Annotated in this window: 10 protein-coding genes; 9 read left to right on the plus strand and 1 reads right to left on the minus strand. The window is 40.8% G+C overall.

Annotated elements, in window-relative coordinates; genetic code table 11:
• Positions 1-143: 143 nt before the first annotated feature.
• From BM156_RS13335 to BM156_RS13350, 4 genes are all read left to right on the plus strand, one after another.
• A complete protein-coding gene (locus BM156_RS13335) occupies positions 144-1,826 on the plus strand; it encodes a dipeptidase (protein WP_093920517.1) in 1,683 nt (560 codons plus the stop codon).
• Between the two features lie 181 nt (positions 1,827-2,007).
• Positions 2,008-2,355 carry a 50S ribosomal protein L19 gene (rplS, locus tag BM156_RS13340; RefSeq protein ID WP_093920387.1) on the plus strand — a complete coding sequence of 116 codons (348 nt, stop codon included), beginning with the start codon at positions 2,008-2,010 and terminating at the stop codon, positions 2,353-2,355.
• Between the two features lie 139 nt (positions 2,356-2,494).
• Complete coding sequence (locus BM156_RS13345; protein WP_093920388.1) at positions 2,495-3,418, plus strand: YitT family protein; 924 nt, start codon at positions 2,495-2,497, stop codon at positions 3,416-3,418.
• 78 nt (positions 3,419-3,496) lie between these two features.
• A complete protein-coding gene (locus tag BM156_RS13350) occupies positions 3,497-5,785 on the plus strand; it encodes a patatin-like phospholipase family protein (protein WP_093920389.1) in 2,289 nt (762 codons plus the stop codon).
• 221 nt (positions 5,786-6,006) lie between these two features.
• Here BM156_RS13350 and BM156_RS13355 read toward each other — a convergent pair whose 3' ends face one another.
• Positions 6,007-7,419 (minus strand): glycoside hydrolase family 16 protein, encoded by a 1,413-nt coding sequence (locus BM156_RS13355; RefSeq protein WP_093920390.1) that lies wholly within the window; start codon positions 7,417-7,419, stop codon positions 6,007-6,009.
• Between the two features lie 227 nt (positions 7,420-7,646).
• On the opposite strand from BM156_RS13355, the gene BM156_RS13360 reads away from it, so the two are divergent.
• The 5 genes from BM156_RS13360 to BM156_RS13380 all read left to right on the plus strand — a co-directional run bounded on the left by BM156_RS13360 (position 7,647) and on the right by BM156_RS13380 (position 12,942).
• Positions 7,647-8,750 carry a gamma-glutamyl-gamma-aminobutyrate hydrolase family protein gene (locus tag BM156_RS13360; protein WP_093920391.1) on the plus strand — a complete coding sequence of 368 codons (1,104 nt, stop codon included), beginning with the start codon at positions 7,647-7,649 and terminating at the stop codon, positions 8,748-8,750.
• A gap of 52 nt (positions 8,751-8,802) precedes the next feature.
• Complete coding sequence (locus BM156_RS13365; RefSeq protein ID WP_093920392.1) at positions 8,803-10,377, plus strand: peptide chain release factor 3; 1,575 nt, start codon at positions 8,803-8,805, stop codon at positions 10,375-10,377.
• A 63-nt stretch (positions 10,378-10,440) separates the two neighbouring features.
• Positions 10,441-11,022: a DUF2179 domain-containing protein gene (locus tag BM156_RS13370; RefSeq protein ID WP_093920393.1), complete on the plus strand. Its 582-nt coding sequence runs from the start codon at positions 10,441-10,443 to the stop codon at positions 11,020-11,022.
• 171 nt (positions 11,023-11,193) lie between these two features.
• Entirely contained in the window at positions 11,194-11,754 is a 561-nt protein-coding gene (locus BM156_RS13375; protein WP_093920394.1) for an RNA polymerase sigma-70 factor, read from the plus strand.
• A 195-nt stretch (positions 11,755-11,949) separates the two neighbouring features.
• Positions 11,950-12,942 (plus strand): FecR family protein, encoded by a 993-nt coding sequence (locus tag BM156_RS13380; RefSeq protein WP_093920395.1) that lies wholly within the window; start codon positions 11,950-11,952, stop codon positions 12,940-12,942.
• Positions 12,943-13,024: the final 82 nt, after the last annotated feature.

Here is a 13,024-nt window from a genome sequence, read left to right on the forward strand (position 1 = left end):
AGAAGCTTTTCACCGCTCTTTCTTCTCTGCCGAACTAAAACCAACGAATTGAGCTTTCTCATTTTTAGTTCAGGCTTTTTTTCACTTTTTTAGTGGTTTCGTTTCAAAACCAAATGCTGACATTTCTAAAAACAAAAAATAGCATGATAAGAAGAATTAGTTTAATCGCTTTATTTGTAGTTGTAGGAGCGGCGTATAGCTGGGCCTGTACCAATTTTCTAGTTACCAAAGGAGCCTCGGTTGATGGCTCTACCATGATCACTTATGCAGCAGATTCGCACACACTTTATGGCGAACTGTACTACCAACCTGCTGCGGATCATCCGGAAGGTACCACCCGGGACATTTACGAATGGGATACCGGCAAATTTCTTGGAATTATTCCAGAAGTGCCTCATACTTACAGTGTGATTGGCAACATGAATGAACATCAACTGGCTATTGGCGAAACCACTTTTGGTGGACGCTCAGAGCTTAGCAGCCAATCTGGAGCAATCATGGATTACGGAAGTTTAATCTATGTAACCTTGCAACGCGCCAAAACAGCCCGTGAAGCCATTAAAGTAATGACTGACTTAGCAGACACCTATGGGTACTACAGTTCAGGGGAGTCGTTTTCAATTGCCGATCCAGAGGAAGTTTGGATTCTGGAAATGATTGGAAAAGGTGAAGGCGAAAAAGGAGCCGTTTGGGTTGCTGTTCGGGTTCCTGATGGCTACATCAGCGGACATGCCAACCAAGCGCGTATCACCACCTTCCCTTTAAACGATACACAAAACTGCATGTACTCGAAAGACGTGATCTCTTTTGCTCGCGAAAAAGGATGGTTTGATGGGAAAAATAAAGAATTCAGCTTTTCAGATGTTTATGCTCCGGTTGATTTTGGTGCAGCTCGCTTTTGCGAAGCTCGCGTGTGGGCCGGATTCAATAAAGTAGCTGAAGGAATGGATCAATACACCAACTATGCCAAAGGGCTGATTGAGCAGGATCCGAATACCAAGTTTGCAACCAACCGCATGCCGTTGTGGATTAAGCCAGACAAGAAGCTTTCAGTGAAAGATGTGATGGAAATGATGCGCGACCACTACGAAGGAACAGAACTGGACATGAGCAAAGATTTAGGAGCCGGACCTCATGGATTACCCTACCGTTGGAGAGGACTAACCTGGGAAGTTGACTCCGTAGAATACTGCAACGAACGCGCCATTTCAACGCAGCAAACCGGTTTCTCATTTGTATCGCAAAGCCGTTCTTGGTTACCCGATGCCATTGGAGGAATTCTATGGTTTGGTGTTGACGACACTTACAGCACCTGCTATGCCCCCATGTATTGCGGCATTACCGAAGTTCCTGAGTGTTTCAAGGTAGGTAACGGCGACTTGCTGAACTATTCTGAAACGTCAGCTTTCTGGATTTTCAATACAGTAACCAACTTTGCTTACCTGCGTTACGATGCCATGATTGAGCACGTTCGCAAACGTCAAGCAGAAATTGAAGGCAAATTTATTGCCAGCACTCCAGCAATTGACCAAGCAGCCAACTACCTTTTCGAAAATGAAGGAGAAGCAAAAGCCCGTCAATTCCTGACTGAATATGCCAGCAACGAAGCCAACAACATGACCGCTGACTGGAAAGAGCTTTTCCAATACCTGCTGATCAAGTACATTGACGGAAACGTTAAAAAAGAGAAAGACGGTCAATTTGAACGCAACGAGTATGGCATGCCTGCTTCTCCTGATCAACCAGGATACCCAGATTGGTGGTACGAAGCAATTATCAAGAGTACCGGCGATCATTTTAAAGTTATTGGTGGCGCAGGACACTAAAGAAGAAAATAAAAAAGCTAAATCGGTGCAAACAGGGATTCTATTCTGAATCCCAGCACCTAAAAGCTAATCAATAAAATTCAGCAAAATAGTTTTGCAAGACAATAAATATTACTATTTTTGCGCAAAATCTGCAATCTCTTACACTGACGCTGTGTAATATTGCCTAAAATTTAAAAAGATGGATTTAATTAAAGTAGCCGAGCAAGCTTTTGAGGTAGAGAACAAGCTACCTAAGTTTGGCGCTGGTGACACTGTTACTGTTCACTACAAAATTAAGGAAGGAAACAAAGAACGTATTCAGGACTTCCGTGGTGTTGTAATTCAAGTGAAAGGTGCTGGAACAAACAAAACATTTACCGTTCGTAAAATGTCTGGAAACATTGGTGTTGAGCGTATCTTCCCAATGACTTCTCCTTTTATCGAAGGTGTTGACATTAACAAAGTAGGTAGTGTACGTCGTGCACGGATCTTCTATCAACGTGAACGTACTGGTAAAAAAGCACGGATCAAAGAAAAAAGATTCTAATATCAGCATTCATGATACTCAAAAGGTCTTCAATAAGAAGGCCTTTTTTTGTATCTGAAAGTGTTTCCACAACACTATTTTTTCTGATAAAAATCACAACTTATCAGACTTTGCTTAATTTAATTTGTAAAAAAAAGTTATGCCATTCCTACAAAAAGAAAAACTGTTTTCATTAAAGTGGTTTAAGGAATATGCCTTCATCACTTTAGGTTCATTCATATTAGCAGTCGGATTTGTCTATTTTATTTCTCCACACAAAATCGTTCCCGGGGGAATATATGGCGTAGGAATCGTAGTTCACTACCTGACCAAAGGTCTTTTCTCATTTTGGCCCGAAGGTTTTCCAGTCGGATTGTTCGCTTTACTGGTCAACATCCCCTTAACCATCGTTGGAATTAAGGTACTAGGCCCTCGCTTTGGGGTAAAGACAGTCGTTGGCTTTGTGCTCACATCTGTCTTCATGGACTTAATAACTTACCTTCGCCCTGTTGGCGATGCAGCCTTGGTTGAAGATGTATTGCTTTCCTGTGTTTTCGGCGGAGTGTTGCTTGGCGTTGGCTTAGGCTTCATTTTTAAATCGCGTGCTTCATCAGGTGGATCAGCCATCATCTCCATGATTTTGTCAAAATACACCGGCATTCAACTGGGGCAGTCACTCATTTATGTTGACTCTGTTATTGTAATCTTTGGGTTGATTGCATTTGGCGAATGGCAAATCCCACTCTACTCTTGGGTTGTTATTTACATCACTGGCCGAGCTATTGATATTACTATTGAAGGTTTTGACTACAACAAAGCCCTGCTGATCATTTCCGACAAACACGAAGAAATTAAAAACAAGATTCTGGTCGATTTGGAACGAGGTGGCACTTACCTTAAAGGAAATGGCATGTACAGCGGTCAGGAAAAGCAAATCATCTACACCGTTGTTAGTCGTCGCGAAGTGGCTATTTTAGAGCAGTACATCAGCCAAATAGATCCCGATGCCTTCATCACCGTTATGGATGCCAAAGAAATTTTGGGTGAAGGATTCCAGTCTCTGAAAAACAAGATGGACGACTAGTTGGCAAGTTTTGTACATTTCATCGGGTTTTACTGTTCCTTTTATGTAATTTAGGGGCTCGAAAATAAATCCCATGCCATGAAACGTTTTAGCTTAACTTTTGCGCTCATTTGCTGTATATTAGTAGCAAATGCTCAATCGGTCGGACTCGTATTGAGTGGTGGCGGAGCAAAAGGATTAGCCCACATTGGTGTCATCCGGGCACTAGAAGAGAATAATATCCCCATCGATTATATTGCAGGAACATCCATGGGGGCAATCGTTGGAGGACTATACGCTGCGGGCTATTCTCCCGACGAAATGGAGACTTTATTCTTATCTGACCAATTTAAGTTCTGGGCTACCGGAAAAATTCAGGAAGAATATCGCTATTTCTTTCGAAAGCTGGAAGGCACTCCGGCATGGCTTAATCTCGACCTGCAAAAAACCGACGACAAATTAAAAATTTTACCGCCAACGAACATCATTCCTGAAGAACAAATGGACTTTGCATTTATGGAGATGTTCTCTTCGACCAATGCCGTTTGCGACTATAATTTCGACAAACTCATGGTTCCGTTTTTATGCATTGCAACGGACGTTTTCGAAAACCAGGAAGTTGAACTACGCAGTGGCGACTTGGGCGAAGCGATTCGCGCATCCATGACTTTTCCGCTTTATTTTAAGCCAATAGCCATTGATGGTGCATTGGTCTTTGACGGTGGAATCGTTAATAATTTCCCGGTTAAAAATACGGTTGAAGCTTTCAACCCCGACATTGTGATTGGCCATAAGGTAGCCAACAATGCCAAACGACCTGACGAAGATGACGTTATGGCACAGTTGGAAAACATGATCATGCAAAAAACGGACTACGAAGTCCCCTCGGACAAAGGCTTACTACTCGAAACCAAGTTCACCAACATCGGCCTACTCGATTTTGATAAGCTTATGATCATCGAAAAAGATGGTTACCAAACAACCATGAGCAAGATGGATTCCATCAAAACGCTTATTTCAAGACGGGTAGATCAGACATCCGTAGATGAGAAACGCCATAAATTCAACATCCGCAAGCCGGAACTCAAATTTCAAAACATTCAGGTTGAAGGTGTTACCGACCCAATGCAGCGCAAGTACATTATCCAAAGTATAAAACACCGAAATAATGTCATCGGTCTGGAAGACCTTCGTCACGAATATTTCAAGTTGGTTGCTGATCCGCAATTAAAATCGGTTCGTCCCGTATCGCTATACAATAAAGAAACAGGTTATTTTGACCTGCACTTGAAAGTAAAAAAGTCAAATCCCTTAGAGATTAACTTCGGAGGAAACGTTTCAACCAAGCCTATCAACCAAGGCTTCTTAAGTGTCGACTACCGTTTTTTCAACGGTCGGGCTTACACGCTAAGTACCAATATTTATTTCGGACGTTTCTATAGTTCCATCAAGGCTGGAGGACGAATTGACTTCCCCACCCGACTTCCTTTCTACCTCTCGGGATACTTAACCTTAAATCGTTGGGACTACTTCTCAAACAGTAACGAATTCTTCTTTGAGGATGTTAATTCACCTTATGTGATTCAGGACGAAAGTAATGTCCGTTTTGAACTGGGCTTTCCCATAAAAACACATGGGAAATTAACTTTCGGAACCAGCTATTCTTCGTCCTCTGATGCCTACTACTTCACCGAGTCGGTGCGGAAAAATGACGATGCAGAACATACGGATTTCGATGCCTTTTCAGGAAGAGTCAGCTTGCTGAAGAACTCTCAAAATTACAAGCAATACGCTACAGAAGGAACAGCAGCAGAGATAAATTTCACCTATACACTGGGCAACGAAAAACACAAGCCGGGCTCCAATTCGCCATTCCCGACATCCAGTTCGGTTGACCATGATTTCTATACCTTAGAAGGCAAATATGATCGGTATTTCCCCTTAAGCAAACACACGACACTTGGATTTACCGCTGAAGGAGTTTTAAGCAATAAGGATGTTTTCAACAATTACACCTCAACATTGCTGGCAGCCAACACCTTCACACCGACACCTTTTAGCCAAACACTGTTCTTAAAGAAATACAGAGCGAACAAGTATTTTGCTTCTGGAATAAAGACAATCTATGAGTTCAATGATCAACTACACTTTCGTCTGGAAGGCTATGCTTTTGCTCCAGTTCGAAGAATCAATAGAGGCGAAGACTTTCAAGCTTTATACGATCCAGACCAATATAGTACCTTGAAACTGATGGGTTCAGGAGGTTTTATATACCATACGGGACTTGGACCAGTGAGCCTGACCCTTAACTATTTTGAAAAGGAAAACACCAAGTTTTACGTCGCTTTTAGCTTTGGGTACGTGTTATTTAATAAGCGGGGGTATTAGCCGTTTTCAGCTGAGACGTCTGGATGGCTAACTTGAACACGCTGAAATCAAACAGAAGAGTTTACAAAACACTTGAAACTCCGAATTTCATATTTCGAAATTCTCCAAACATTTGAGAATCGAACTCCCCTGAATCGAGACTTATGTCGAAAATAGCGCAGCCTTAAGCCATAAACGCCCAAGTCATAGTATGTCACACTCTATTAACGCGCTATTTTCTGCTAGTTTTTCGGTTGATAAAACCGTACCCAGTCCACCTCGAAACTATGAGGCAATGTTCGGGTTTCATGAACGACAAGAGAGGCCAAATTGATAAACATTGGTGAATCAGGAACCTGAGAATTTATCGTAAAAAGCTCACGATCGTTAATCTTCCAGCTCAGTTTCCCCTTTTCCCATTCCAGCCTGAAGATATAGAATTTGCCTGTAGCCAATCCTGCTAAAGAAAAGGTTTCATGGTGAGCTGTTTCATTATTCATTCGCAGCAGTCCGATCCGGTTGATCGCGCCAGCTTCGAGTAAATTAATCCGTTGCTTGTTCTCGCTGTCAGACAAGAAAAAGACATCTTGCAAACTTTTATTCGGGTTGTACTTAATTTTAGCTTCAAGAATACCGTGGTCTGCTTCGAACAAGCCCCCTGTAGTTAGCGTATCCGACGAATAGTCAAATTCTTTCTCAACAAATCCGAAAGTTGAGTTCCAAAGGAATGAATTGACCTTATCTTTCTTTACCTGGAGCTTTAAACGAGCGTCTTTCAAGTGAACATTTTTTCCATCATTATAGGCTTGCAAGTCGCCTTCCTGCGAAAAGTTGTGTCCAACGGTTTCGGCCGCCCAATAAAGAACAGTTTTCCATTTAGACTCATCAAGCGTACCTTGATCAAAACGATCTTCAAAAACTAAATCCCATGACTTGAAAAAGTCAAAAAGATTTGAATCCTTATATTTCAAATACAGTTGGATTGTTTGCTTGTTTTTTAATGATTCGTATTGTTTCTCTGCTTTGTATTGCTCTGTCTTTTCCCATTTTTTAGGATCATCCAAATAGGCTTTTCGCTGCTTAAACTCATCCGCTTCAACATGTTTCTGCAAACTCTCAAACTCACGCAAATCTTCCGAGTCCTTTACATGCAAATAATTGCGGTAAGCCTTTGATCGAGGATATTTATGGAAAAAATTGACATCATCTGACTTTTTTAAGGATTGAAACTCGCGCCACTCTTCCATCGCCTTTTCATCATTCTTATCCGGCTTATGTGACATGCTTTCTTTCAACTCAAAATACCGATCAAGCTTATTCGAGCTCTTCAACTCCTCATACCGTTTCAAATCGGAAGATGTAAGCGTTTGGTAATAATTACGAAGCGTCTTTTTACGTTTCAAGCGATTGTATTGCTTTAACTGACGCTCTTCCGGGCTACCTTTAAAGATCAATCCTTTCAATTCCTTTTTCTGCTTCTGAAAAGAATCAGCCTGCACTTGCTCTTGAAGCTTCAAAAACTCTTTCAGCTCGTCGGACGACTCAACCGCTGTAAACGCCTGGTAATCTTTCCAAAGTATTTCCTTTTCCGACTCAATTTTTGATGTAGCTTTAATCCCCCCTAAGGCATTCAGTAGAAACAGTTTTAAAGACATGTCAATCCTTTTTCTTCGTGGTTTATGAAATCTAAAATTAATAATAAAAAACATAGTTGATAACATTTTTTAACATCTCCGGGAAAAATTATTAATTTCACCTTCCTATTGCTATTAATTTTTAAGTGATAACGATTGAAACTTTCGTGCCTATAGTTAATATACATTTTGTGCCTTAAGAACACGCACGGTAGTTTCAATACATCAAAAAAAGTAATCCAGCGCTTATGAGAATGAATAGATATACTTGGTTGCTAGTCCTGACATTCACGCTATTTGTTCATTTTGCGAGTCAGGCTCAAGACTATTTCAAAGATGGTGGTGAACCCGGGAAAACTTATATCCTAATGGCTCATCCAACAGTTAAAAATATTGAGACCATGAAGTTTCTGATTGATAATCAGATCCTATTTATTGGAGAGGCCGAGATTGTTGGAATTTATTACAGCTTTGAAAACTACGACTACAGCCAATCGGTTGATTTTATTCAGGAAAATGAGCTTAAGGACTTTCACCTGCAGCACCTAACAGGCATGTTAAACACAGACAATGTGTACACCGAAAACGATTTCTCCAATAACTTTGAAATCCTGTTTGACCAAACTTTGGGTATTTTCTTTTTTGGAGGTCCCGATATCCAGCCAGTTCTTTACGGTGAAGAAAATCAATACGCTGTGGTCACCGACCCTTATCGCCACCTGTTTGAAGTCTCACTTCTATTTCACCTGCTCGGAGGGACTCAAAACCCGGACTTTGTTCCCCTGCTGGAGAAAAACCCCAAATACTTTGTCACAGGATTTTGTCTAGGCATGCAAACCATGAACGTGGCAACAGGCGGAACGATAGTGCAAGACATTCCTTCAGAAGTTTATGGCATTGACGATCCCGCGGAGATTGTTCAGTTGGATAAGGATAAGATTCACCGAAACTACTGGCAAGAGATTTTTGAAAACGACCGATTAATGACCACCAATTTTCACCAATTGCGTTTGGCAGAGGATGGCTTTTTCAGGAATGAAGTGAAATGGAAATCGGAAGTATCCCCCCCAGTTTTAAGTTCACATCATCAGGCCGTTGAAAATCTGAGTGATTGCTGGGAAGTAACGGCATGGTCAATGGATCGGAAAGTTATTGAGGGAATTCGACATAGAAAATACCCCCATGTCTTTGGCGTTCAATTTCATCCTGAAGTCACAGCCCTCTTTCAGGCAGGAGATTCGCTGATGTTTAGTCCATCTGATCAACCCAAAACTTATCTAGACCGAATTGGAAGCGAAGGACTAAAGTTTCATAAAAAATACTGGCGTTTCATATCAAAATCAATTCAATAATCAGCTCCGGTTTCTGCATAAAAATTCTATTTTTGCAGCTCAAATTATTTGTATGGGCTTTATAGAAGAAATTAAACGCAGAAGAACATTTGGAATCGTCAGCCACCCGGATGCCGGAAAAACAACCTTAACAGAAAAGCTCCTTCTTTTTGGAGGTGCCATTCGTGTTGCCGGAGCTGTAAAAAGCAACAAAATCAAAAAAGGAGCCACCTCCGACTTTATGGAGATTGAGCGCCAGCGTGGTATTTCTGTGGCAACTTCCGTGATGGGATTTGAATACAGAAATTACAAAATCAACATCTTGGATACACCGGGTCACCAGGATTTCCAAGAAGATACATTCCGAACACTTACTGCCGTTGACAGTGTAATTATTGTTATTGATGCTGCCAAAGGGGTTGAGCCGCAAACTGAAAAGCTCATGAATGTTTGCCGGATGCGCAAGACTCCAGTGATTGTCTTTGTCAACAAACTCGACCGTCCATCGCAAGATTCATTCGACTTGTTGGATGAAATCGAAAACCAACTTCAGATTAAAACCCGTCCTTTAAGTTGGCCGATCAATAGTGGTCCCGACTTTAAAGGTGTTTACAATATCTACAACAGAAACCTGAGGCTATTCAATGCCAACGTGCAGGAAATAGAAGACAGCATTGAGTTCAAGGACATCAATAGTCCCGAACTTGAAAACTACATTGGCGACGATGCCTCTGTTTTACGCGAAGAACTGGAGCTGGTTGAAGGAGTCTATCCTGAATTTGATCACGAAGAATACCAGAAAGGAAATTTGGCGCCCGTATTTTTCGGAAGTGCTTTATATAATTTCGGAGTACAGGAATTGTTGGATGCTTTTGTTGAAATTGCACCGTATCCTCGCTCCAGCCAAACAGAAGAACGCGAAATTAAGCCTGATGAAAAAGATTTTACCGGTTTCATCTTTAAAATTCACGCGAACATTGACCCGAATCACCGTAGCCGGATTGCTTTCGTGAAAATATGCTCCGGAAAATTTGAACGGAACAAAGCCTATAAACATATCCGAAGTGGCAAGCAATTAAGAATATCAAGCCCGACGGCTTTCATGGCTTCGCAGAAAGAAATTATTGAAGAAGCTTACCCCGGTGATATTATTGGTGTACCTGACTCCGGCAACCTAGTCATTGGCGATTCAATAACTGCAGGAGAAGAGATCCATTTCAAAGGATTGCCCAGTTTCTCTCCTGAGCTTTTCCGATACATTGAAAATGCAGATCCGATGAAATCGAAACAACTCTCAAAAGGAATTGACCAATTAATGGACGAGGGAGTTGCACAGCTTTTCACGAGCCAGTTTAACGGGCGTAAAATTATCGGGACTGTTGGACAACTGCAGTTTGAAGTAATTGAATACCGTTTGTTACATGAGTATGGTGCCAAGTGTCGATTCGAAAACCTAGCCATGCATAAAGCTTGTTGGATTGAATGTGACGATCCGAAAACACTAAGTGAATTTAAAAAACGGAAGCACCAAAAAATGGCAACCGACAAACGGGGGCGTGATGTATTTATGGCGGACTCTGGCTTTATTTTGCAGATGGCACAAGATGAATTCAAAGACGTTAAGTTCCATTTTACAAGCGAATTTTAAGGAGCTTTCCGCTTTTGCAACATCAAATAATTTCCTACTTTTAGCAAAATCAAGTAGCTTATTATGGAAATTCTCAGCATCAACTTTTGGGAGGGCAATCTCTTTTCGTATGTCGTTTTACCGCTACTGATTTTCTTTGCCCGAATTAGTGACGTTACTGTAGGTACCCTTCGAATTGTCATGGTATCCAAAGGACAAAAGTTGATTGCTCCCCTACTTGGATTCTTTGAAGTGGTGATCTGGCTGGTCACCATGAGTAAGATTATCCAGAATATCGATAATTGGGTAGCTTATGTAGCCTACGGTGCCGGTTTTGCTACAGGCAATTACATTGGTCTGATCATTGAAGAAAAGTTAGCGGTAGGCATTGTTCAACTTCAAATTATTACACGAAAAAGTGCCGATAACCTCATTGCAAAATTAAAAGCGAGTGGTTACGGAATTACCCACCACGAAGCCCAAGGCGCTAATGAAAAAGTTGCTGTCATCTATACCATCATCAAACGCAATGAGCTTAAAAAAGTATTAGAGATCATGCGTACCTACAACCCCAAAGCATTCTACTCCATTGAAGATGTAAAAAGCATAAGCAAGGGAGTCCCGGGTTTTGTCAAGCCTGAATTGCGTTGGCGAAAAGGGAAATAGTGTACCAACACCTTTACAGCCACACAAAAGGTCTCTTTACCAAACTAAGATCTCCCGCATACTAACCAGCATACTATTGACGTTTAGCAATGTGCGCAAGATGCCTCAATACTTGATTCTAATCTGTGTGCTATTTTTCTTATGTTTGCAAAAAATACCAAATAAAAGAGAATGTTTGATATATCCGAAAAAGATATTATCAAAGGCCTGATCAAAGGAGACATGTCTTCTTTTCGTCAACTTTTCGATAAAAAATACACCTTATTTCATTCGTTTACAATGGGGATGGTGAAGGATTCGTGGCTTGCGGAAGATATCACGCAAAACATATTTTTAAAGGTATGGCTTAATCGGGAAAAGCTTGACCCCAATAAATCCATTCATAATTACCTCTATGTGCTGGCAAAAAATGAGATACGCGATCATTTCAGGTTAAAAGTCAATATGCATACCGAAGAAATTCAGGAAAACCAACGCATACAAACAGAAGATTTTGAGGGGACGCTGGATATGGAAACCATGAGAGCACAAATTTCAAAAATTGTTGCACACATGCCTGAACAGCGACGTAAAATATTCACCCTTAGCCGTGAGCAAATGCTTTCAAATAATGAAATTGCAGAACACCTACAACTATCTATACGAACAGTGGAAAAACACATTTCGCTGGCTCTAAAAGACATTAGAAAACACTTGTCCTCCTTTCACCATTTCTTATTCCTATTCTACTAACTGACAGCACTCCATTAATCTAGCACAAAACAAGCACCAACCAATAAGCATGGTTTTCGCTCCACCTTTTCGTTCCCCCATAAGCACCAATTAAATTTCTATTAAAAAAAGTTAAAAAAGCATTACGTAGTCTTTCCTCTTGTTTCGTTCTATTCTTGTCGACATTACAAATGCCGTTAAGAGAGAGAAACGATTATGACAAAAGACCTGATCCTAAGATATTTTCACAACAAGTGTTCAAAATCTGAAATAATAGAAGTAGAACACTGGCTTGCAAATCTAAAAGATGACGGGAGTGATGACCTGCTGCTTAAAGAGATTTTGAATAGCATACAACTTGGCAAAAATGAAATACAGGCACGCGAAGCATTCAAAAAGTTTGAGCATACCGTTACCGAGCACCAACGAGAACGATTCAGCAAAAAGCAGAAAATAACAAGAAAAATCGGACTTTGGTATCGCTATGCCGCAGCAATCCTTCTATTTCCCCTAATCGTTGCTTGTTTCTACTTCTATACCGAAACAAACAACCCCAAAGAGTGGGTCGAAGAATATGTTCCTTACGGACAAAATAAGATGATCTACTTACCTGATAGCACTAAACTATGGCTCAATGCAGGCACAAAACTAATTTACCCCAAACAGTTTAATCACTCCATCAGACAAGTATATGTTGCCGGCGAAGTTTATGCAGAAGTCCAAAAGGATAAAAACCGCCCTTTTGTCGTATCAGCGGGAGAAGTCTCAGTACAAGTTCTGGGGACTAAGTTCAATTTAAAATCTTACAGTGAAGACTCGCAGATTGTCGTATCCTTACTGGAAGGAGCGATACAAATGAATACCAACTACAATGGTTCAATAAAATCAAGAATATTAAAACCTGGGGAAGTTGTAAAATTCGAAAAAAGTACCGGCAGAATCAACTCCAGTGAATTTATTCCAGCAATAAGAAAACAGTGGTACCAAGGCCAGAGCTTTTACTTCATTGATGAAACACTGGAAGAAATAGCGATTTCTCTGGAGAGGTATTTTGATGTCCGCATCAACATCGAAAATGAAGCATTAAAAACGGAGGTTTATTATTCTGTTTTTATAAATAACGAAAGTCTTGAAGAAATACTCTCGGCCTTAAATATCAATGGAAAAATGACAATCAGCCGCAAGGCAAATACAATTTATATCAAATAATGAATACAACTAAAGATCACTGCCTATGGGTAAAAACCTAAGCTAATGTAAAAAGGGATAGGAGAATATGGCACATTCTCCC

Origin of the sequence: Sunxiuqinia elliptica (genome assembly GCF_900113005.1) — a bacterium.
Classification (GTDB): Bacteria; Bacteroidota; Bacteroidia; order Bacteroidales; family Prolixibacteraceae; genus Sunxiuqinia; species Sunxiuqinia elliptica.

Coding starts and splice junctions, on each gene's coding strand:
- BM156_RS13380 (WP_093920395.1), top strand. CDS start 11,950: ATGACAAAAGACCTGATCCTAAGATATTTTCACAACAAGTGTTCAAAA.
- BM156_RS13365 (WP_093920392.1), top strand. CDS start 8,803: ATGGGCTTTATAGAAGAAATTAAACGCAGAAGAACATTTGGAATCGTC.
- BM156_RS13370 (WP_093920393.1), top strand. CDS start 10,441: ATGGAAATTCTCAGCATCAACTTTTGGGAGGGCAATCTCTTTTCGTAT.
- BM156_RS13350 (WP_093920389.1), top strand. CDS start 3,497: ATGAAACGTTTTAGCTTAACTTTTGCGCTCATTTGCTGTATATTAGTA.
- BM156_RS13375 (WP_093920394.1), top strand. CDS start 11,194: ATGTTTGATATATCCGAAAAAGATATTATCAAAGGCCTGATCAAAGGA.
- BM156_RS13335 (WP_093920517.1), top strand. CDS start 144: ATGATAAGAAGAATTAGTTTAATCGCTTTATTTGTAGTTGTAGGAGCG.
- BM156_RS13345 (WP_093920388.1), top strand. CDS start 2,495: ATGCCATTCCTACAAAAAGAAAAACTGTTTTCATTAAAGTGGTTTAAG.
- BM156_RS13360 (WP_093920391.1), top strand. CDS start 7,647: ATGAGAATGAATAGATATACTTGGTTGCTAGTCCTGACATTCACGCTA.
- rplS (WP_093920387.1), top strand. CDS start 2,008: ATGGATTTAATTAAAGTAGCCGAGCAAGCTTTTGAGGTAGAGAACAAG.
- BM156_RS13355 (WP_093920390.1), bottom strand. CDS start 7,419: ATGTCTTTAAAACTGTTTCTACTGAATGCCTTAGGGGGGATTAAAGCT.